At 71.4% G+C, this 19,431-nt stretch carries 17 protein-coding genes; 12 read left to right on the top strand and 5 right to left on the bottom strand.

Annotated features, from left to right (window positions below):
* Window positions 1-37 precede the first annotated feature (37 nt).
* Genes BLW76_RS31855 through BLW76_RS31880 form a run of 6 tightly spaced genes read left to right on the top strand, consistent with a single transcriptional unit; the run spans window position 38 to window position 7,744 of the window.
* Window positions 38-1,567: a radical SAM/SPASM domain-containing protein gene (locus tag BLW76_RS31855; RefSeq protein ID WP_091314397.1), complete on the top strand. Its 1,530-nt coding sequence runs from the start codon at window positions 38-40 to the stop codon at window positions 1,565-1,567.
* Complete coding sequence (locus BLW76_RS31860) at window positions 1,567-2,421, top strand: methyltransferase domain-containing protein (protein ID WP_244170695.1); 855 nt, start codon at window positions 1,567-1,569, stop codon at window positions 2,419-2,421. Before BLW76_RS31855 ends, BLW76_RS31860 begins: the two co-directional genes overlap by 1 nt.
* Window positions 2,412-3,791 (top strand): TldD/PmbA family protein, encoded by a 1,380-nt coding sequence (locus tag BLW76_RS31865; protein WP_091314401.1) that lies wholly within the window; start codon window positions 2,412-2,414, stop codon window positions 3,789-3,791. The genes BLW76_RS31860 and BLW76_RS31865 overlap by 10 nt, the downstream gene beginning before the upstream one ends.
* On the top strand, window positions 3,775-5,100 hold the full coding sequence (locus BLW76_RS31870) for a metallopeptidase TldD-related protein (protein WP_091314403.1): 1,326 nt from the start codon (window positions 3,775-3,777) through the stop codon (window positions 5,098-5,100). The genes BLW76_RS31865 and BLW76_RS31870 overlap by 17 nt, the downstream gene beginning before the upstream one ends.
* Window positions 5,100-6,347, top strand: coding sequence for an NAD(P)/FAD-dependent oxidoreductase (locus tag BLW76_RS31875; RefSeq protein WP_091314406.1), 1,248 nt, complete (start codon window positions 5,100-5,102; stop codon window positions 6,345-6,347). Before BLW76_RS31870 ends, BLW76_RS31875 begins: the two co-directional genes overlap by 1 nt.
* Window positions 6,344-7,744, top strand: a complete 1,401-nt coding sequence (locus BLW76_RS31880; RefSeq protein ID WP_091314409.1) for a gluzincin family metallopeptidase — start codon at window positions 6,344-6,346, stop codon at window positions 7,742-7,744. The genes BLW76_RS31875 and BLW76_RS31880 overlap by 4 nt, the downstream gene beginning before the upstream one ends.
* Here the strand turns inward: BLW76_RS31880 and pepN are convergent.
* The gene (gene pepN, locus BLW76_RS31885) at window positions 7,719-10,175 is read right to left on the bottom strand and encodes an aminopeptidase N (protein ID WP_167384800.1); all 2,457 of its coding nucleotides are present in this window, start codon (window positions 10,173-10,175) and stop codon (window positions 7,719-7,721) included. The two genes, BLW76_RS31880 and pepN, sit on opposite strands and share 26 nt — an antisense overlap.
* Window positions 10,176-10,277: 102 nt before the next feature.
* Between pepN and BLW76_RS31890 the strand changes: the two genes are divergently transcribed.
* Both BLW76_RS31890 and BLW76_RS31895 read left to right on the top strand, forming a co-directional pair.
* Window positions 10,278-10,676: an ArsR/SmtB family transcription factor gene (locus BLW76_RS31890; protein WP_091314413.1), complete on the top strand. Its 399-nt coding sequence runs from the start codon at window positions 10,278-10,280 to the stop codon at window positions 10,674-10,676.
* A 258-nt stretch (window positions 10,677-10,934) separates the two neighbouring features.
* The gene (locus tag BLW76_RS31895; RefSeq protein WP_091314415.1) at window positions 10,935-12,038 is read left to right on the top strand and encodes a GTP-binding protein; all 1,104 of its coding nucleotides are present in this window, start codon (window positions 10,935-10,937) and stop codon (window positions 12,036-12,038) included.
* Here BLW76_RS31895 and BLW76_RS31900 read toward each other — a convergent pair.
* Together BLW76_RS31900 and BLW76_RS31905 are read right to left on the bottom strand one after the other, a co-directional pair.
* Window positions 12,035-13,246 carry a GNAT family N-acetyltransferase gene (locus tag BLW76_RS31900; RefSeq protein WP_091314417.1) on the bottom strand — a complete coding sequence of 404 codons (1,212 nt, stop codon included), beginning with the start codon at window positions 13,244-13,246 and terminating at the stop codon, window positions 12,035-12,037. The two genes, BLW76_RS31895 and BLW76_RS31900, sit on opposite strands and share 4 nt — an antisense overlap.
* A gap of 22 nt (window positions 13,247-13,268) precedes the next feature.
* Window positions 13,269-14,111 carry a helix-turn-helix domain-containing GNAT family N-acetyltransferase gene (locus BLW76_RS31905; RefSeq protein WP_091314419.1) on the bottom strand — a complete coding sequence of 281 codons (843 nt, stop codon included), beginning with the start codon at window positions 14,109-14,111 and terminating at the stop codon, window positions 13,269-13,271.
* 101 nt (window positions 14,112-14,212) lie between these two features.
* Here BLW76_RS31905 and BLW76_RS31910 point away from each other — a divergent pair, with 101 nt between their 5' ends.
* A complete protein-coding gene (locus tag BLW76_RS31910) occupies window positions 14,213-15,490 on the top strand; it encodes an FAD-dependent oxidoreductase (protein ID WP_091314422.1) in 1,278 nt (425 codons plus the stop codon).
* A 49-nt stretch (window positions 15,491-15,539) separates the two neighbouring features.
* On the opposite strand, the gene BLW76_RS31915 is transcribed toward BLW76_RS31910, so the two are convergent.
* Entirely contained in the window at window positions 15,540-15,944 is a 405-nt protein-coding gene (locus BLW76_RS31915; protein WP_091314424.1) for an arsenate reductase ArsC, read from the bottom strand.
* A 258-nt stretch (window positions 15,945-16,202) separates the two neighbouring features.
* Between BLW76_RS31915 and BLW76_RS31920 the strand changes: the two genes are divergently transcribed.
* Window positions 16,203-16,616 carry an ArsR/SmtB family transcription factor gene (locus BLW76_RS31920; RefSeq protein WP_091314427.1) on the top strand — a complete coding sequence of 138 codons (414 nt, stop codon included), beginning with the start codon at window positions 16,203-16,205 and terminating at the stop codon, window positions 16,614-16,616.
* 148 nt (window positions 16,617-16,764) lie between these two features.
* Here the strand turns inward: BLW76_RS31920 and BLW76_RS31925 are convergent, their stop codons facing one another.
* Window positions 16,765-17,841 carry a DUF5937 family protein gene (locus BLW76_RS31925; RefSeq protein ID WP_091314429.1) on the bottom strand — a complete coding sequence of 359 codons (1,077 nt, stop codon included), beginning with the start codon at window positions 17,839-17,841 and terminating at the stop codon, window positions 16,765-16,767.
* Window positions 17,842-17,945: 104 nt separating this feature from the next.
* Here BLW76_RS31925 and BLW76_RS31930 point away from each other — a divergent pair, with 104 nt between their 5' ends.
* Both BLW76_RS31930 and BLW76_RS31935 read left to right on the top strand, forming a co-directional pair.
* The gene (locus tag BLW76_RS31930) at window positions 17,946-18,692 is read left to right on the top strand and encodes an amino acid ABC transporter permease (protein WP_091314431.1); all 747 of its coding nucleotides are present in this window, start codon (window positions 17,946-17,948) and stop codon (window positions 18,690-18,692) included.
* A complete protein-coding gene (locus tag BLW76_RS31935; RefSeq protein ID WP_091314434.1) occupies window positions 18,692-19,420 on the top strand; it encodes an amino acid ABC transporter ATP-binding protein in 729 nt (242 codons plus the stop codon). Before BLW76_RS31930 ends, BLW76_RS31935 begins: the two co-directional genes overlap by 1 nt.
* The last annotated feature ends 11 nt before the right edge of the window (window positions 19,421-19,431 follow it).

The raw sequence follows: 19,431 nt of genomic DNA on the forward strand, positions 1-19,431 counted from the left end.
CTGCCCGCACCGGCCTCCACTGACAGGGGTGAACTGAATGCAAGTCAGTGCCAACACCGTCACCTTCTCGGTGGCCTTGCCCGACGGGGCACTCCCGCCCGAGTACCTCGACGAGTCCGGCAAGGTCAGCGTGCTCGCCAACGCCGTCGCCGGCACCATGGACATCGTCAGCCGCGCCGAAGTCACCGCGCTCGAACGGCTCCGCGCCGGCGCCTCGGTCGCCGAGGATTCGACCACGCTGGCCGGCCTGCGCGACCGCGGCTACGTCTTCGACGACCCCGTGGTCGAAGACGCCAACTACCGCGGCGTCGTCGACGGCTACTTCGAAGCGATCAAGGAAGCCCCGTTCCAGTTCATGTTCATCCCGTCGTTCGTGTGCAACCTGGCCTGCCCGTACTGCTTCGAGGGCGAGCTGACCAGGAAGAGCCCGCGCATGACCGAAGAGATGATCGACGCGGCGTTCGATTCCATCCCGATGATCCAGGAGCTGCACGAGAACTCCGGCCCGCCCTACATCACGCTGTTCGGCGGGGAACCACTGCTCGACACCGCGCCACAACGGGAGTCGATCGAGCAGATCCTGAGCCGCGCCTACGACCGCGGCTACCCGGTCACCGCCATCACCAACGGCGTCGCACTGGACGCGTATGTGCCGATGCTGCTCGAGTACGGCTGCGAAGAGGTGCAGGTCAGCCTGGACGGGACGCCGGAAGTCCACGACACCCGCCGGGTGTTCCGCAACGGGAAGCCGACGTTCAAGCTGATCGAGCACAGCATCGACGTCGCCGCCGCGGCCGGCCTGCGGGTCCTGATCCGCGTGCTGGTCGACCTGGACAGCGTCGGGCAGATGCCCGAGTTCGCCGAGTTCGCACTGGCCAAAGGCTGGATCGACAACCCGAAGATCCGCCTGTTCTACGGGTTCACCAAGCAGACCTCGTTCCTCTACGTCACCCCGGACCACCCCCCGGAGAAGCGCGAGAAAATGGTGCGCGGGGACGTCAAACCCAGCCTGCAGGAAGCCTTCTACCGGATGCTGCGGGACAACCCACTGGTGGACCGGATGCTCGAACCCGACCCCGCCCGGATCCGCGCGGCGGTGCTCGAAGGCGACCGGGTCCGGCCCAATCTGCAAGGCTGCAGCGCCGGCACCAGCGTCGTCGCGTTCGACCCCAACGGGAAGGTCTACGGCTGCCCGGAAACGGTCGGACGGCCGCAGCACGCCTGCGGCGACTACTTCCCCGGCTTCCGGTACTCCGGCGGCTACCGCGAACCGTGGCGGCACCGGCACGTCGACACCGTGGAGATGTGCCGCGAGTGCAACGTGAAGCTGTTCTGCGGGGGTGGCGGCTGCCCGATCAAGGCGTGGGCGGCCAGCGGCGGCGACTTCAACACCTGCTACTGCCCGAAGGTCTCGACGATCAAGACCCGCGTCGAGAGCGAACTGGCCTACCTCCTGCCGATGGCCCTGCAGCGCAGGCAGTCCCGGACGGCGTCGGGGTCGCCGGAGAAAGGAATGGGAACATGGGATCAGATGACCACCGTGGGTTCGTTTCCCTGGATGACGTGATGAAGCCGCAGACGCCGACGACCGACGCCGGTGGCTGCTGCTCGTCCGGCGAGGCCGGCGCCGGGGCCTGCTGCGCCACCGAACCCACCGTCGTCGCGATCGCCTCGGTCCCGGTCGAGATCCAGGTGAAGGCCCGCTACGACGAACTGGCCGGGCAGGGCGCGAGCACACTCTGCTGCTCACCTCAGGCGGTCTACACCGACGAAGAGCTGGCCGGGATCCCGTCGTGGGTGCTGGAGCTCTCGAGCGGCTGTGGGTCGCCGCTCGACGCGATCGCCCTCGAACCCGGGCAAACCGTCGTGGACTTCGGCTGCGGCGCCGGGCTCGACCTGCTGATCGCGGCGCGCCGCGTCGGCCCGGCCGGCCGCGTGATCGGGATCGACGGCTCGATGAACATGGTGAAGACGGCCCGGCGCGCGGCCGCCGAGATGGGGCTGCGGAACATCGACGTCCGGGTCGGTGACATCCGCCGTCCCCCGGTCCGCGCGGAGACGGTGGACGTCCTGCTCAGCAACTGCGTGCTGGGCATGTTCCCCGACAAGCCCGAGGTGCTCGGCGCCATCGCGACAGTCCTGCGTCCCGGCGGGATGGCCGTGATCTCCGACGTCGTCTACGCCGACGGCACCCCGCCGGTCGACGTCACCACCGGGGACGCGGCCACCGCGGACGACTTCGCCCGGTGCGTGGTCGGCATGACCGAAACCGAGTACCGGGACATGGTCCTCGGTGCGGGCTTCGACCGGGTCGACTTCCGCAGCGACGGCCTCGTCCCCTACCGGGACGGCGCGCAGGTCACCAGCGCGATGATCTTCGCGCACCGCGGGACCGGCGAGCCCGCGCGGCCGTGCTGCTGACCGGCGGTGAGCCCGGCGTGTTCCGCCACGCCGGGCTCGCATCCGGGGACTACGCCGAGGTCCGGACCGAACGGACCCGGATTCTCGACATGGTCTGGCGTGGCGGCGACGTCGAGAGCGTCACCCTCAGCCGGGACGAGGGCCGGTGTGCGCGGGTCGTCGGTGCCGCCGGTTCGTCGTTCGTATCGTCCACTGAGGACAGTGCGACGGAGCTCGTCCGGCTGGCCAAGGCGAACGCCGCGCAGATCGCCGTGCCCGCCGGTGCCTTCGCGCCCGCGCGGCCCGGCGTGTCTTCGGATGACGTGCCTGGTGCCGACGTCGTCGAGTCCGTCCCGGTCGAGGAGAAGGCCGCTCTGCTCGGCGGCTACTACGATGCCGCGCTCAACGCCCACGCGAACGTGGCGGGCGCCCTGCTCTACTACCGCGAAGCCGTGTCGGACATCGACCTCGTGACCAGCGAGGGCCTCGCGCTGACGTGGCGCCGTCGCGACCTCACCCTCCAGCTCACCGTCTACGCCAGTGCAGCCGGCGACCGGACGGCCGGCTCGGTTTCGGTGGGCAGCGGCGGGGACTTCTCCGTGCTCCGGAAGCTCGACGAGCGGATCCAGGCCGCCGCCGAGACGGCGGTCGGCCTCGCGCGCGCTCCGGTGGTGGAGAGCGGCGGCTACGACGTCGTCTGCGACGGCCCGCTGGCCGGCGTCTGGGCCCACGAAACCATCGGTCATCTCTGCGAAGCCGATCACCACCTCGGGGACGCCGAGCTCCAGCGCGCCCTGCGCCCGGGCCGCGAACTCGGCTCGCCCCTGCTCACCATCACCGACGGTCCCGGGCTTCCCGGCGCACGCGGCTACGTACCGGTCGACGACGAAGGAACCGCCGGCCGCCCGATCCACCTCCTGCGTGACGGCGTCGTCGCGGCCGCGCGGCTCCACGACCGCGCCACGGCCGGCGCTTTCCGCGACGAGCCGACCGGCAACGCCCGATCCCTCGGCTATCGCCATCCCCCGCTCCCCCGCGTCCGAACGATCGCCATCGCCGCCGGCGACTCCTCCGACGCCGACCTCGTCGGCGGGATCGGGCGCGGGCTGCTCGCCCGCGGCGTCCTGGGCGGGCAGACCGACCGGGCCGGCTTCACCTTCCTGCCGGCCGAATGCCGGGAGATCCGTGACGGTCAGGTCGGCCGCCTGGTCCGCGGTGTCGTGCTCTCCGGCGGAGTCCTCGACGCGTTCCGGGCCGTCGACGGGGTCGGCCGGGACCAGTGGCGGGGAGACACCTCGGCCGGCTGCGGGAAACAGGGCCAGTACCCGTTGGCCGTCAGCTCGTGGGCGCCGTCGATCCGGCTGCGAGGTATCCATGTCCGCACTGGCTGAGTACGTCGACGCGATCGGCGAGGACGCCGGCCGCCGGTGTGACCGCTGGGAGGTCCTCGCGATCGACCGGGCCGACTCGGTCGTCGAGTTCGGTTCCGGAACACCCGACGCTTCCCGTGCGTCCCGCGAAACCAGCGTGTGTGTCCGGGTCCACGTCGCCGGCCGTGTCGGCACCGCGACCACCACCCGGCTCGACCGGCCCCGGGAGCTCATCGACGACGCCGTCCTCAGTGCGCGGTTCGGCCCGCGGACGCGATGGCCGGACCGACCGCCCGACGCACCCGCCCCGCGGCACGGCGAGGCATCCACCGAGAGCGCCGCCGAGCTGGCCCGGCAGGTCTGCGGTCTGCAGCGGTCCACCGGTCTCGCCGTCCACGGCACCGTCACCCGGACCCGGCAGCGGGTCCGGCGCGCGGACCGGCACCACTGCTCAGGAGACGACGAGACCTTCTTCCACCTCGCCGTCGTCGCCGAAGGCAGGCGGAATCCGCAGCTGCAGCTGCCCTGGACCGGCTGGACCCGCGCCGCCCGGCTGCCGGACGCGCTGCGCGAGTGGCTGACCACCGCGGCCGCCTGGGACGACCTGCCCGCCGACGTGGCCCCGCCTTCGCCGATGGGCGTCCTGCTCGGCCCGGCGGCCGTACACAGCCTCCTGACGCCGCTGATCGTCGGCCTCAGCGCCACGACCGCGGCGAGCGGCCGCTCTTTTGCCGCCGACGACCTCGGCACGCCCCTGCTGCACCGCGGGATCGACATCCGCGACGAACCCGTGCCGGCCGGCACCGGCTGCGGGCTGAGCTACCCGGCCGCGGACGACAACGGAGTCCCCACCGCTGCGCTGACGGTGGTGGAGAACGGCGCGCCCGCCCGGCTCTACCACAGCGTCCGCACCGCCGCCGACCTCGGCGTCGCCCCCACCGGCCACGGATTCCGGGGCAGTGCCGTCCGCAGGAAGCCTCGGCAACCGGTGACGCCGGTGCTCAACAACGCCACCTTCCACACCGACGGCGTCCCCGCCGCCGGCCTCGGCGACCTGATCACCGAACTGGACTCCGGCGTGTTCATCGACTCCCTGCTGGGCGGACACCAGCGGGCGGGGCTCTCCCCCGTGGTGGAAGGGCGGATCCGGCTCGGTTTCGTCGTCGAGCACGGCAAAGTGGTCGGCACGATGACCCCGGCCGCGGTCGCGCTCGACTTCCGGGAGATCCTCGGCTCCCGGCTCGCCGCCGTCTCGGCGCGCCACTGGGCGGTCAGCCGTACCTGGACGGGCCGATTGCCCTTCGTCCTCGCCGCCGCACGGAGGCCGTGATGTACGACGCGATCATCATCGGCGGCGGGGTCGCCGGGGCGGCAAGCGCGACACTGCTCGCGCGACGCGGGCTCCGTGTCCTGGTCACCGATCGAACCCCGCTGCCCGCGCCGGCGGTGTCCACGCACTTCTTCGGGCCGACCGTGCTGACGGCGCTCGACGAGCTCGGGCTGCTCGACCAGGTCCTCGCCACCGGCGCGCCGCCGTTGCGGCGCTGGCACCTCGAGGTCGAGGACGGTTACTACGGCGGCCCGATGCTGCCGCGGTCCGCCCACCCCTACAACCTCTGCGTCCGACGGGAAACGCTCAGCGGCATCCTGCTGGACGCCGCGGTGCGGGCGGGCGCCGAGGTCCGCGAGCGCTGCGCGGTGCGAACCCTGCTTCGAGACGGCGACCGCGTCATCGGCGTGGCCGGTGCCGGGTGGCAGGAGAAGAGCCACGTCGTCATCGGCGCCGACGGCCGGGGATCGGCGACAGCGCGACAGGCCGGCGCCGAGACCACGTTCGACGCCGGCGCCCTGCGGTGCACGTTCCACGCCTACTGGCGCGGCGTGGCCCCCCTTCCGGCAGCGTCCCTGGAGTTGTGGCACCACGACGGATCGCTGGTCCAGCTGGGCCCGTGCGACGGTGGGCTCTGGGTCGTCATGCTGTCCGCCCCGGTCGCCGGATTCGCCGCGTTGCGTGGCACGGATCGCGACGGCGTCAGCGGATACGAACACCGGCTCGCGGCCATCCCCGCCATGCGGACCCGGCTGGCGGACGCCGAGCGGATGTCGCCGGTGTTCGGATCCGGGACGCTGCGGAACTTCTCCCGTGCTCCGGCCGGCCCCGGCTGGCGGCTCGCCGGTGACGCGTACTGCCACAAGGATCCCCTGTTCGGTGCGGGAATCGCGGACGGTTTCGCGGCCGCCCGCGTGCTCGCGGACACGGTTCCCGGTGCGGTACAGGGGGAACTCCCCTGGGCGGAGGCGGAGACGAGGTACGCCGACGCGCTGGACGCACGGGTGGGCGCCCGGGTCCGATCGGGCATCGAGGGGCTGGACCTCGACCGGATCCGCCCCGAGCAACGCGCCTGGGTCCGCGGTGTGCTCGCGCACCCGGCGCTGGCACTCGAGCTGGTCCAGCAGTGCTCCGAGCTGTTCGCCGCGCTCCCGCCGGAGCGCCGGACGTTCTGGCAGGCCGTCGCGGACAGCACGGCAGACCTGCTCGACCTGCCCGCCCCCGCACGCATCGACACTCCGCGATGAGCCGCGGCACCGTCCCGGCGTACCTCGGCGACCACGCCGACGCCCTGACGACACTGCAGACCTCGCTCGCCGCCGAGCGCTGGCTGGTCAACACCGGCCAAGCCGAAACCCTCGGGCACCGACCGGGTTCCTGCCCGCCACTGGCCGACGGCACGCTGGTGCACGCCGCGCTCGACCACGGCGACCTCGGCTACGCGCGCGAGCTCGCCGCGTGGTACTTCCGGGAAAATCTGGTCGACGCGACGTCCGAACTCCGCCGCGCACAACGGTCGACGACCGTGGAAATCGGCGGCGTGCGACGCTCGATGGGCGAGCTGACCGCGTTGACCAGGTCCGCCACGTCGGCGACCGGACGATCGCAGGCCGCCGAGGCCCTCCGCCGGCTCGGCGGCGAGCTTCGGGCAGCTCGCCAGGCCTGGCTCAAAGCGCATGCCGCCGCCGTGCACCGGCTCGGGTTCGACACCCACGGTTCGCTGATCCGGGCCCTCCACCCGAGCGTCGACCGGTGGATCGAGCATGCCCGGCACTGGCTGTCCGACACTCGCGACGGCTACCTCGAGGAGGCGCGGTCGTGGCGGGAGCGCGACGGGCTGACGGCACCGGCGTTGAGCGACCCCCGGCTCGTCGCGGCGCGAGCCGTCGTCCCGGCCGGCGCCCCGCCCGCGCTGGCGGCCGTCCTGTCGACCATCCGCACCTGGGAGCTGGCGGAGCACACCCGGCACGTGCTCGTCGACGACGCCGACCGTCCGGGCAAGCTCGGGTTCGCGTTCTGCTCGCCGGTGTCCCCGCCGTCGGACATCCGGGTGTCCGTCGTCGACGGCCGGTCACTCGGGCACTACGCCACCCTCCTGCACGAATTCGGCCACGCGCTGCACTTCAGTGCCGGCATGACGCGGCCGCTCGACCTGTGGCGGCTGCCCACCGCCATGAGCGAGGCGTTCGGCTTCCTGCTGGAACGGCTGGTCCGCGAACCCGCCTGGCAGGAGCAGCAGCTCGGCGCGGCGCTGGGTGAGGAGGACGTCGAGCGGACGCGGTTCGGCCGCGAGCACGTCCGGCGGGTCGTCGCGGCCAGCCTGTGTTTCGAGATGACCGTGCACGACGGCGGCACCGACCCGGCCGGCGAGTATCGCCGGCTGTACGAGCGCGAATTCGGGGTCTCCGTCGACGGCGGCGCCGCGTGGGATCGGCTGCAGACATATCTGGAAGGGCAGCCCTGCTATCCGCTGGTGTACCACCAGGCGTTCACGACCCGGGACCGGCTGTGGACCGAGGCGGTGAGGCTGGCGGGTGAGCGGTGGTACACCTCACGCCGGGGCGGGCAAGCGGTCCGGTCGGTGCTGGACCTGCTCGACCGGGTCCGGCCCGACGATGTCATCGGGCCGGATTCCGGAGGGTGAGGGCGAGCAGGAGCTCCGCGCGTTCGTCCCGCACCAGCACTCGCAGGGCCGCCGGCAGGTCGGTGGCGAGCATCCGGTCGATGGTGTCCACTGTGTCCGGCGAGACCGCGGTGTGCGGGAAGAGACCGGTCACCGCCGCTCGGGTGATCTGGTGCGGCCGCTTGCGCCACAGGCCCGGGATGTCACGGACGTAGTCCTCCACGAAGGACTCGAGCAGCTTTCGCTGAGCCGGATGGCGGAACCCGGCGACGAGTGCGGTGAAACGCCCGGCCGGTGTCCCGGGATCCACGATCTCGCGCCAGGCTCCGGTCTTCGCCGCGAGGGTCGGCACCGAGGCGTCGAGCTGCGCTCGCGTCCGTTCGTCCGCGGCGGTCCGCGGCGACCGGTCTTCGGGCGGCGCGTGGCCGTGGGCGACGAGCGCGCGCAGCAACCGCCACCGGAGGTCGGCGTCCATCGGGAGCGCGCCGCCCAGCCACTCCCGGACGACGCCCTGCTGTTCCGTGGTCAAGGCCGCGGCGGCGACCGCCCGCGCGAACACGAGCCGGTGATCGGCGCCGGTCGCCGGGTCTTCGACCGCCGCGACCAGCGTGTCGACGAACCGCGGCCAGCCGACCCGGTCGGACCACCCGGGATCGGCATAGGCAGACAACACGGTCGCCGTCTGGCGCAGCACCCGTTGCACCACCGCGATCTGCGGCTCCTTCGCGAGTCCGCGGGCCGCCATCCTCAGGAACCCCGCCGCGGTCAGCCGGCCTCGGCGGGTCATGCCCCAGGCCGCGGACCAGCACAGCGACCGCGCCAGTGGGTCCGGGATGTCGGCGACCCGCTCGATCACCGTGGCCAGCGACCGGCTGTCCAGGTCCACCTGTGCGTAGGTCAGGTCGTCGTCGTTGGGCAGGACGAGCAGCCCGGCACGCTCACCGGCGAGCTGCGGCAGGTCCGTGACCGTGCCGGAGACGTCGAGGTCGATGCCGCGTACGCGGACGAGCGAACCTGTTCCGCTTTCGTCGTAGACGCCGACGGTGACGCGGTGGTCGAGCAACCCGGTGTCGCCGGACGCCGCGGGTTCCTGTGTGACGGCAGCCGAGGTGTACCGGCCTTCGGCGTCGATGCCGATGCAGGCGCGCAACGTCGTCGTCCCGGTGGTGGTCAGCCAGCTCCGGGCCCAGTCGCCGTCCGCGCCGAGGGCCCTGACCAGGTCGGCGAACTCGGCAACGCCGTAGGCGTGTTCGGCGAGGTACTTCCGGATCCCGTCGAAGAATCCGGCCGTGCCGAGGCGGGTGACCAGCTGCGACAGGACACTCGCACCCTTGTGGTAGGTCAGCGCGTCGAAAGTGACCATCGCGTGCTCGACGTCGGGGACGTCCGCGATGACCGGGTGCGCCGACGGGGCCTGGTCGAGTTCGTACGCGAGGCTCTTCTTCCGCGCGGCGAAGCCGGCCCAGGCGTCGGTGAACTCGGTGATCTGCGTCTGGGCGTGCAATGCGGCCCAGGTGGCGAACGCCTCGTTCAGCCACAGGTCGTCCCACCAACGGAAAGTAACCAGGTTGCCGAACCATTGATGGGAAACTTCGTGCAGCAGCATTTCCGACCGCTGCCGAAATGCCGCGCGCGTCACTTTCCGGTCGAAAACGAAACTTTCGCCCGCCATGACACACCCGGCGTTCTCCATGGCGCCGAAGCTGAACTCCGGGACGAAACACAGGTCGAGCTTGGCGAACGGGTAGCCGATGCCGAACCTTCCGGCGAAGAAATCGAGCCCGTCACGCAGCTGACCGGCCAGGTGATCGGCATCGACGTGCTCACGCAGTGACTTCCTGGCGTGCACCGCGAGCGGCGGGTTCCCGGTGAACCCCCAGCTCGCGAACGGGCCGGCCGCCAACGCGACGAGATAGGGACTGATCGGCGGAGTCGGCGCGAAGGTGTGCCGGGTCCCGGTGCTCGCCACGACCGGACCGTTCGAGACAGCGGTCCAGCCACGCGGCGTGGTCACGGTCAGCGAGAACGGCGCCTTCAGATCAGGTTGGTCGAAGCAGGCGAAGACGTGCGGGGCGTAGGCCGGCTGGAGGTGGCTGTAGACGTAGGTCTCGCCGTCGGCCGGGTCCACGAACCGGTGCAGGCCCTGCGACGACGTCGAGTAGTCGTGACTGCTCTCGACGATCAGCAGGTTGTCGACGTCAAGACCGGGCAGGACCAGGCGGTTTTCCTCGTGAGCGTCCTGGAGCGGGCGGCCGTTGAGCTCGACGGACGCGACCTGCCGTGCCACCAGATCCACCCAGCCGGCCGAGCCCGGTGAACGGCACGTGAATCTGATCACCGACCGCGACCAGAAGCCGTCGGCGCCGAGGTCGAGCGAGATTCGGTAGTCACCTACCGTGACTTCGCTCGCGCGCCGGGCTGCCTCGGCGCGGGTGAGCGGGAGGCCGTTCACCTCCTGGATCCTGAAGGATCGCCGCCTGATCGCCTAGACTGGACACCTGGTGCTCGTTCGTCCGAGACGACACGGGCCGGAGCGGAAGGAACCGACTTCGACATGGCGAAGCGTAGGGCGAGCTGCGACGACGCCGAGCTGAAGCCGGGCGAAAAGCTGCCGCCCGTGGAGCCGGAGGTGCCCCGCCCGCCCCGGATCGCGGAGCCGATGGACAGCGCTCGCAGCGCCACGCTTGCCGCGGGCTTCAAGGCGTTGGCCGACCCGGTGCGCCTCCGGCTGCTCTCCCTGGTCGCCTCGCATCTCGACGGAGAGGCGTGCGTCTGCGACCTCGTCGGCGCGTTCGACCTGACCCAGCCGACCATCAGCCACCACCTCAAGATCCTGCGCGACGCCGGACTCGTCGAGTCGACCCGCCGCGGGACGTGGGTGTACTACCGCCTCGTGCCCGAAGCCGTGACGGCACTGACCGGCGTCATCGGTATTCCACTGCCGGCCCGCTGACAAATTCGGCACTGCCGGAACAACAAGGCTGCCAGAACAACAAGAAAGCCCCCACGTCCCCTGACGGTATTTCCGCACTGTACTGATCAAATCGATGGTCATCAATACGGCGTTCAGGTGATGATCACGCCGTCACGTTTCCCCGCGGTTACGGCTGTCTTCGCTCTTGATGGCGGGGCAGGCGCTCGCTACCCTGCCTGAACGGGGGTTCTGTTTTCCCACCGCGTTGCGCACTCCCGAGCGAAGGGACGCAGAGCGATGATCACTTTTCTTGCCGTGAGCGGATTTCTGGGAGCCGGTAAGACGACGACGTTGATCGCCACGGCGAAACACCTTGAGGCGCAAGGCCGCCGCGTCGCGATCATCACCAACGACCAGGCCGCCGATCTGGTCGACACCCAGCTCGTCCGGTCCAGTGCGGCACGGGGTGCCGAGGTCACCGGCGGGTGCTTCTGTTGCCGCTTCGACGATCTGCTCACCGTCGCCCGGGAACTGGTCGACAGGCACGGCGTCGACACACTGCTGGCGGAGGCCGTCGGCAGCTGCACCGACCTGCAGGCAACGGTGATCCGTCCGTTGCGCGCCTACTACGGCGACACGTTCGCGGCCGGCCGGCTGGTCACCGTCGTCGAACCGCAGCGCCTGAGCGCGCTGCGCACGTCGCTCGCCCTCGACGACGCGGAGTCCGATCTGTCCTATCTCTTCGGCAAGCAGTTGCAGGAAGCCGACATCATCGCGGTGAACAAGCTCGACCTGCTGACCGGCAGCGCGGCGGCCTCGATCCTGGACCGGGTGCAGTCCTCGCACCCGTCGGCGACGGTCGTCGGCTACTCCGCGGCGACGGGCCGGGGGGTTGAAACGCTGGCCGAGCAGTGGCTCGGCGGCCACGAATCGCCGGACCGCGTCATCGACATCGACTACGACCGCTACGCCAACGCTGAAGCGGCACTCGCGTGGCTCAACCAGTCGCTCGTGGTCGGCTCCGCCGGCGGTTTCGATCCGGCTGCCTGGGCCAGAGCCCTGCTCGGCCACCTGTCGGCCACGTCCGCGGAGAACAGCTGGCTGATCGGGCACGCGAAGGCCGGCGTGCAGACCGCAGAAGGGCTGACGAAGTCGAGCGTGACCGAGGCCGGCGCCGAACCGACGATCGACGCCGCCGCCGTCACCTTCACGACGCTCGCGAACGTGACGATCAACGCCCGGGTCGCCTGCGCACCCGAACAGCTCGACATCGCCGTCAACTCCGCGGTCGAGCACGCGCTCGCAGCGACCGGCACCGTCCTTGCGGAGTCATCGACCTCACCGGCGTTCCAGCCCGGCTACCCGCGGCCGACGCACCGGCTGACCGCGAACTCACACTAGTCCAGGCCGGCGACGGCACTCCGGCGTTCGATGAACACGACGTCGCGCCACCGGTCACCGTGGCGCCCGATCCGCTCGCGGGTCCCCAGCACACGGAACCCGGCTCGCTCGTGCGCGACGAGGCTCGCCTTGTTCTCGGGGAAGATCCCGCTCTGGATCATCCACACGCCCGCCGCCTCCGTCGACGCGACCAAAGCCCTCAACAACGCCGGCCCGACACCGCGGCCCCGCGCATCCGCGGCCACGTAGACACTGTGCTCCACAACGCCGGCGTACACCGGCCTCGAGGAAACCCGGGTGACGGCGACCCAGCCGACGACGCGCCCGTCGACGTCCTCGGCGACGAGCCGGTGCTCGGCAAGGTGGGCCTCATCCCATGCGTCCCACGACGGCGCTTCGGTCTGGAAACTGGCGTCACCGGTGTCGAGCCCGTCCTGGTAGATCCTCAGCACGCTCTCCGCGTGGCGCGTCTCCATCGGAACGATCCGCACCGCCACCGGCTTCCTCGCCCGCACGATCACCGCCCGGCGCCCGCCTTCCATCCCTGCCGACGGCGTCACACTGACGTCGCCGAGCCCGGCGAGCTCGAGCAGCTCCGCGTACCGCGCTTCCGTCACCGCCCCGGCAAGGCAGTCCTCGTCGCACGGCGACGCGACCGCCCCTTCCTCGACGACGACGTCGGCGATCCCCACCCGGCCGCCGGGCTTCAACACCCGCGCGATCTCGCCGAACACCGCGGCCTTGTCCGGCGACAACGCGATCACGCAGTTGGAGATCACCACGTCGACCGACGCCTCCGGCAGCGGGACGTCCTCGATCCGTCCTTTGCGGAACTCCACATTGGACACCCCCGCGTTCGCGGCGTGCTCACGCGCGAGCTGCAGCATCTCGTCGGTCATGTCGATCCCGATCGCCCGCCCCGCCGGCCCCGCACGCTTCGCCGACAGCAGCACATCCAGGCCACCACCCGAACCGAGGTCCAGCACGACGTCCCCCGGCCGGATGTCCACCACCGCCAGCGGATTCCCGCACCCGAGACTGGCCTCGACGGCACGCGCCGGCACGCCGTCGACGTCGTGATACAGCGCCGGCCCGAGCTCAGCAGCTTCCTTGGCGTCCGTCAGCAGACCGGTCCCCTCCCCCGCCGCGACCCGCCGCGCCGCTGCCCGGTAGCGATCGTGCACCCTGCTCCACTGCTCGTCAGTCATCGCTCTCCCAGCGTCTGTAGCGTCAGTTCGTGGAGCTGCGGCGTTCGAGGAACACGGTGTCGTGCCAGACGCCGTCGCGTTGGGCGATGCGTTCGCGGACGCCGAGGGTGCGGTAGCCGGCCGCGCGGTGCAGCGCGATCGAGGCGCGGTTCTCGTTGAAGATTGACGTCTGCAGCGTCCAGAGCCCGGCGGCATCGGCTTCGGTGACCTGCGTGCGGATCAGCGCCTTGCCGACGCCGCGGCCACGATGGCCTTCGCCGACGTAGATCGAGGTTTCGGCGACCCCGGAGTAGCACTCCCGGGTGGACACCGGCGCTGCAGCGGCCCAGCCGACGACCTCGCCGTCGATCTCGGCGACCCAGCGGTGCCCGGGCAGCCACTTCGCATCCAGTTCGTCACGGCTGGGCACCGCGGTTTCGAACGCGGCGATACCGGTCGCGATGCCTTCGGCGTAGATGCGCCGGACCGCAGCCCAGTCGCCTCGGCGAAGAGGGCGCACGGCGACGTCGTCCGGGACGTCCTCGGGGCAGCAGGGGCGGGGAGCGAGCAGGCCCATGACCGCGTCGGCCGCGTGCGGCAGGCCGGCGCAGCAGGACTCGTTGACCGTGACGACCGTCGCGGTGCCGCGCTTGCGCATGTGCAGGAACCCGACGTCGGCGAGCTTGCGGACGTGGTGGGACACGTTGCCCTGGCTGATCTCCATGATCTCGGTCAGCCCGCCGATGGTGAGCTCGCGATTCGCGGTCGCCACGACGTGCAGGATCTTGACCCTGGTCGGTTCGGCCAGGCAGGCGAACCACTCGGCGTACCTGGCGGCCTCGGCTTCGGGCAGCAGCGGCGGCGTGACCGGCAGGGTCGTCGTCATGCCGCCAAGTATTGACCGCGGTCGATGGTTGCGTCAATCAATGCCGATCGATACATTGCTCGCCATCGCTTCATCAAGCAACGTCGATGAAAGGCCTGGGGATGGACGAGTTGCCTGTTGCCGTCGTCGGCGCCGGCCCGGTAGGGCTCGCCGCGGCCGCTGAGCTGCTGGAACGCGGCCTCGAACCGCTCGTGCTCGAACGAGGTGACCAGGCCGGGTCCGCCGTGGCGGCGTGGAACCACGTCCGCCTGTTCTCGCCCTGGTCGGAGCTGGTCGACCCGGCGGCCGCGCGGCTGCTGGAGCCAACCGGCTGGGCCCGGCCGAGTGGAGGCGTCCACCCGACGGGCGGCGAGTGGGCGCGGCGCTACCTCCAGCCGCTGGCTGAGGCACTCGGCGAGCGCGTGCGGTTCGGCGCCGAAGTGGTGGGGGTGGCCCGGCGCGGCCGGGACCGGATCGTCGACAGCGGCCGCGACGGCGAGCCGTTCTCCGTGCACGTCCGCTCCGCCGAGGGCGAGGAGCGGGTCCTGGCCCGCGCGGTGGTCGACGCGTCGGGGACGTGGACGACCCCGAACCCGCTCGGCGGCGAGGGCCTGCCCGCGATCGGAGAGCGGGCCGCGGCCGACCGGATCTCGTACCGGGTTCCTGACCTCGCGGCCGAACGAGTCCGGTACACGGGCAAGCACGTGGTCGTGGCGGGCAGCGGGCATTCCGCGCTGACGGCGCTGGCCGCGCTGGCCAGGCTCGGCGGTGGCACGCGGATCAGCTGGGTGCTGCGCCGAGGCGGGATCGGCAACACCTTCGGCGGCGGCGAGGCCGGCCAACTGCCCGCCCGCGGTGCTCTTGGCTTGCGCGCGAAGGAAGCGGTGGACGCGGGGCTGATCACGGTGGTGACCGGGTTCCGCACCGAAGCGGTCGAGCGCACCGGCGGATCGATCGCGCTGATCTCGGCGGACGGCCGACGGCTCGAAGACGTGGCCGAGGTGATCGCCCTGACCGGGTTCCGGCCCGAGCTGTCGTGGCTGTCGGAGATCCGCCTCGAACTGGACCCCACGCTGCAGGCGCCGGTCGCGCTGGCGCCGCTGGTCGACCCGAACGTCCACTCCTGCGGCACCGTCTACCCGCACGGCGCGAAGGAGCTGTCCCACCCGGAGCGGAACTTCTACCTCGCCGGGATGAAGAGCTACGGCCGCGCGCCGACGTTCCTGGCCCAGACCGGCTACGAGCAGGTCCGCAGCATCGCCGCCGAGCTGGCCGGTGACCACGAGGCCGCCGCGCGGGTCGAGCTGATCATGGCCGAAACGGGTGTCTGCGGCGGCGCCGGCCTGTTCGACGAGCCCGAGCTGCTGACGCTGTCGGCGCCGCCGGCCGCGTCGAACTGACCGGCGGTCTGCGTCACGGACCGGGCCTCCAGGGTCGGGATCGGGTGGATCAGGTGTCGAGGAGCTCGGCGAGCAGGCCGCGGACGCGGCGGTCGATCTCGTCCCGGATCGGGCGGACGGCGTCGACGCCCTGGCCGGCCGGGTCGTCCAGCGGCCAGTCCAGGTAGCGCTTGCCGGGGAAGATCGGGCAGGTGTCGCCGCAGCCCATGGTGATCACGACGTCGGAGGCTTCGACGTCCTCGGTCGAGAGCTTGGCCGGCACCTCGGCGGCGATGTCCAGGCCCCACTCGGCGAGCGCCGCGGCAGCGGCCGGGTTGACCTTGTCGGCCGGCTCGGACCCGGCCGAGCGGACGGCAACCCGGCCGAGCGCGTAGTGCCGCAGCAGCGCGGCGGCCAGCTGCGAGCGGCCGGCGTTGTGCACGCAGACGAACAGCACCTCGGGAGTGCGGGTCATCGGAATTCCTTTCACGGTTGGTCGCCGAGCTCGTCGAGCAGCCCGCGCACGTGACGGTCGATTTCGTCGCGGCTCGCCGGCCGGGTCGGGATGTCCCAGTCCACGTCGGGGCGCGCAGCACCATGAAGCACTCCTCGCGCGAACCGGCCTGGATCGAAGTCCGCCGCTGCGATTGAAGACGTTTGGATCGACTCTTGTCAATCCAGCTGCGGTACGCTCGACCACAAGCCGAGGCCGCCGAGTCGACAAGGAGATGCCGTGGCGACGCACAGCGGTCACGTCCGGTCGAAGCCGGTCGCGGTGGCGCTCCTGCCGGCCGGGCCCGCCGCCGTCGTCACCGACACCGAGGCCGAGACGGCCGCGAAACTGTTCAAAGCGCTGTCCGACCCGGTCCGGATCCGGCTCGTGTCCCTGATCCGGCGCTCCCCCGGCGGCGAAGCGTGCTTCTGCGACCTCGCCGAGGACTTCGCCATGCCTCAGCCGTCGCTGAGCCACCACCTGCGGGTCCTCGTCACCGCCGGCATCCTCACGCGCGAGCGCCGCGGCACCTGGAGCTGGTACCGCCTGGTCCCTGAGCCTCTCGAATCCCTCGGCTCTCTGCTTCGCGAAGGCGGCCCGCTCGCGGACCGGCCCGCGCCGTTACCGGACGAAGAGCGGAGCAAGCACCGCTGAGGCGAGCTCGCGCGCCTGCAGGTCTCACGCCCAAAATAGGTGAACGGAGCCCACAGGGTCGCCGGCGCACCGTGCTCACGTGCTTGCTCGATCGCCGAGCACCGGCCACAGTGCAGCCACGACCGCCGTTGAAGACGAACGTCACCGATCACCGCATGATCGCGGTGAGCACGTCGACTCCCATCGGCAGCAGGCGCTGGAGGTTCAGGCGGTGCTGGATCATCCGTCCGTCCCGGCGGGACACCAGCAGGCCCGCCTCGCGCAGGCGGCCGAGGTGGCGGGACACCTGCGGCACCGTCATACCGGTCCGGGCCGCGAGGTCGGAGGTCGTGATCGGCTCGTTGACCAGGTGGCGGCACAGCGACAGCCGGGCCGGGTCGGCGAGGATCGCCAGGCGCAGGCGAACCTGTGCCAGGGTGTCGCGGGCGCCGTCGCCCGCCACCGGGAAGTGCACGACCACCGGGTACTCCGGGTCGACCTTGACGATCAGGTGCGGCCGGGCGTGCACGGAGGGCACCAGCAGGCAGCGGCGACCGCGCAGGTCGGCGCGCAGCGACTGCAGCTTGTCGAACACCACCGACGCCGGATCGTGCCGGACCGACGCGTTCGGGCTCAGTGACGCCAGCACCTCGGCCACCGGCAGCGCACCCGCCCGGGCCCGCACCGCCGTGCACTCGGCTTCCAGCCGATGCGACACCCGCGCCCACTCGTCGGCGAAGAACTCCCCGGCGCAGGCGCGCAGCACGTCCAGCAGGTCCGCGCGGAAGGCCTCCGGATCGGCCACGAGGTGCCGGGCCAGCTCTCCACGGCCGAACGACCGCCGCTCACACGAGACGACATAGGCGTCCCTCGCCGCCGCGTCGGTCAGCAGGTCCCCGAGTTCGACCAGGCCGCCGTGGATCGCCTCCGCCGCGGTCGCGGCGAATCGACCGAGCGGCAAGGCTTCGATCCGCTGCAGCTCCGCCTCGAAGGTCTGGCCGAGCGGCAGCTCGAAGGGCAGCAACAGCCGGCAGCGGCGCCGGGCCCACAGGGGCGCGTAGGTCTTCAACCGGCCCTGCAGGTCCGCCGAGGTATCGGCGCGGATCCGGGTGAGCCACGGCCGGACCTCGAAGTGGTGTTCCGGCTCGGCGATCGAATGCAGGCACGCGAGCAGTTCGGCCAGCGGCGACACCCCCGTGACGAGGTCGGCCGCCCGCGCTCCCTGAACGGTCAGCACCACGGACATGACCGCAGCTTAGGACGGATGCTTACCGCGGTCGCGGTAAGCATCCGCGGCGCGGGCGGGAATCGGACCTAGCCTTCCGGGATCGCGACACGAGAGGCCAGGTCATGGACGACTTCCTCCGCACCTTCTTCGATCTCCGCGAGATCCTGGACGTGCTGCCCGCGCTGCTCACCGAGGGGCTGCGCAACACCTTGCTGATCGCCGCACTGGCGATCGTCTCCGGCGTCGTCGGCGGCGTGCTGCTGGCCATGCTCCTGCTGTCCCGGCGACGGCTGGTCCGGCTGCCCGCCCGGATCTACGTCGACGTCTTCCGCGGGCTGCCGGCGATCGTCACCGTCAGCCTGGTCGGCGTCGGCCTGCCCGCGGCGGGCCTGCGCCCGTTCGGCCGCGAACCGCTCGGCTACGCCGTGTTCGCCATCGCGCTGATCTCCGCCGCGTACTCGGCCGAGATCTTCCGCTCCGGCATCCAGGCGGTCCCGGCCGGTCAGCTGCACGCCGCACGCAGCCTCGGCATGCCGTACCTCACCGCCATGCGGGTGGTGGTCGTCCCGCAGGGCGTGCGGAACGTCCTGCCCGCACTGGCCGGTCAGTTCATCATCGACGTCAAGGAGAGCGCCCTGGTGTACCTGCTCGGGCTCGGCTTCGGCCAGCGGGAGCTGTACTTCATCGCCCAGGAACGGCAGGCGGCCACGTACAACTCGTCGGCGCTCGTCGCCGCAGGGCTCTGCTACCTGCTGCTGACCATTCCCCTCACCTACGCGGTGAACCGGCTCGACCGGCGCATGCGCGAAGGCCGGCGCTTCACCACGGCGGCGCCGGTGACGGCCGCCCCGGCGAAGGCGGCCGTCTGATGCCCGCGGTGTCCGTGCGCGGCCTGCACAAGCGGTACGGCCCGATCGAAGTGCTCCGCGACGTCGACCTCGACGTCGCCACCGGGGAGACCGTCTGCGTGATCGGGCGGTCCGGCTCCGGCAAGTCGACCCTGCTCAAATGCCTCAACCTGCTCGAGGAGCCGACGTCCGGGGAGATCCACATCGCCGGCGCGGCGATCACCGGCCAGGGCGTGGACGTCGATGCCGTCCGCACCCGCGTCGGCATGGTGTTCCAGCACTTCAACCTCTTCCCGCACCTGAGCGTGCTCAAGAACGTCACCGCCGCGCTGCGGCACGTCCGCCGCCTCGGCACAGAGGCGGCCGAAGCCGCCGCCATGACCCAGCTCGACCGGCTGGGCCTGGCGCACCTGGCCCACCAGCGGCCCGGCCGGCTCTCCGGCGGGCAGCAGCAGCGCGTCGCGATCGCCCGCGCGCTCGCCATGGAACCCGAGGTGATGCTCTTCGACGAGGCGACCTCCGCGCTCGACCCCGAACTGGTGAAGGACGTCCTCGACGTCATGCGCACGCTGGCCACGTCCGGCATGACCATGCTCGTCGTGACGCACGAGATCGGCTTCGCCCGCGAGGTGGCCGATCGCGTGGTGTTCATGGACGAAGGCCGCATCGCCGAAGCCGGTCCCGCTCGCACGACCCTCGAGGCCCCGGAAACCGCGCGGCTGCGCGACTTCCTCGCCCGCGTTCTCTGACGAAGCCCCGA

The organism is Amycolatopsis tolypomycina (assembly GCF_900105945.1).
Taxonomy (GTDB): Bacteria; Actinomycetota; Actinomycetes; order Mycobacteriales; family Pseudonocardiaceae; genus Amycolatopsis; species Amycolatopsis tolypomycina.

Excerpts from the sequence above, each read along its gene's own strand:
- BLW76_RS31855 (WP_091314397.1), top strand. The coding sequence starts at position 38 with ATGCAAGTCAGTGCCAACACCGTCACCTTCTCGGTGGCCTTGCCCGAC.
- BLW76_RS31915 (WP_091314424.1), bottom strand. The coding sequence starts at position 15,944 with ATGACCCGCACTCCCGAGGTGCTGTTCGTCTGCGTGCACAACGCCGGC.
- BLW76_RS31930 (WP_091314431.1), top strand. The coding sequence starts at position 17,946 with ATGGACGACTTCCTCCGCACCTTCTTCGATCTCCGCGAGATCCTGGAC.
- BLW76_RS31900 (WP_091314417.1), bottom strand. The coding sequence starts at position 13,246 with ATGACTGACGAGCAGTGGAGCAGGGTGCACGATCGCTACCGGGCAGCG.
- BLW76_RS31890 (WP_091314413.1), top strand. The coding sequence starts at position 10,278 with ATGGCGAAGCGTAGGGCGAGCTGCGACGACGCCGAGCTGAAGCCGGGC.
- BLW76_RS31875 (WP_091314406.1), top strand. The coding sequence starts at position 5,100 with ATGTACGACGCGATCATCATCGGCGGCGGGGTCGCCGGGGCGGCAAGC.
- BLW76_RS31870 (WP_091314403.1), top strand. The coding sequence starts at position 3,775 with ATGTCCGCACTGGCTGAGTACGTCGACGCGATCGGCGAGGACGCCGGC.
- BLW76_RS31935 (WP_091314434.1), top strand. The coding sequence starts at position 18,692 with ATGCCCGCGGTGTCCGTGCGCGGCCTGCACAAGCGGTACGGCCCGATC.
- BLW76_RS31905 (WP_091314419.1), bottom strand. The coding sequence starts at position 14,111 with ATGACGACGACCCTGCCGGTCACGCCGCCGCTGCTGCCCGAAGCCGAG.
- BLW76_RS31880 (WP_091314409.1), top strand. The coding sequence starts at position 6,344 with ATGAGCCGCGGCACCGTCCCGGCGTACCTCGGCGACCACGCCGACGCC.
- BLW76_RS31895 (WP_091314415.1), top strand. The coding sequence starts at position 10,935 with ATGATCACTTTTCTTGCCGTGAGCGGATTTCTGGGAGCCGGTAAGACG.
- BLW76_RS31925 (WP_091314429.1), bottom strand. The coding sequence starts at position 17,841 with ATGTCCGTGGTGCTGACCGTTCAGGGAGCGCGGGCGGCCGACCTCGTC.
- BLW76_RS31910 (WP_091314422.1), top strand. The coding sequence starts at position 14,213 with ATGGACGAGTTGCCTGTTGCCGTCGTCGGCGCCGGCCCGGTAGGGCTC.
- BLW76_RS31860 (WP_244170695.1), top strand. The coding sequence starts at position 1,567 with ATGAAGCCGCAGACGCCGACGACCGACGCCGGTGGCTGCTGCTCGTCC.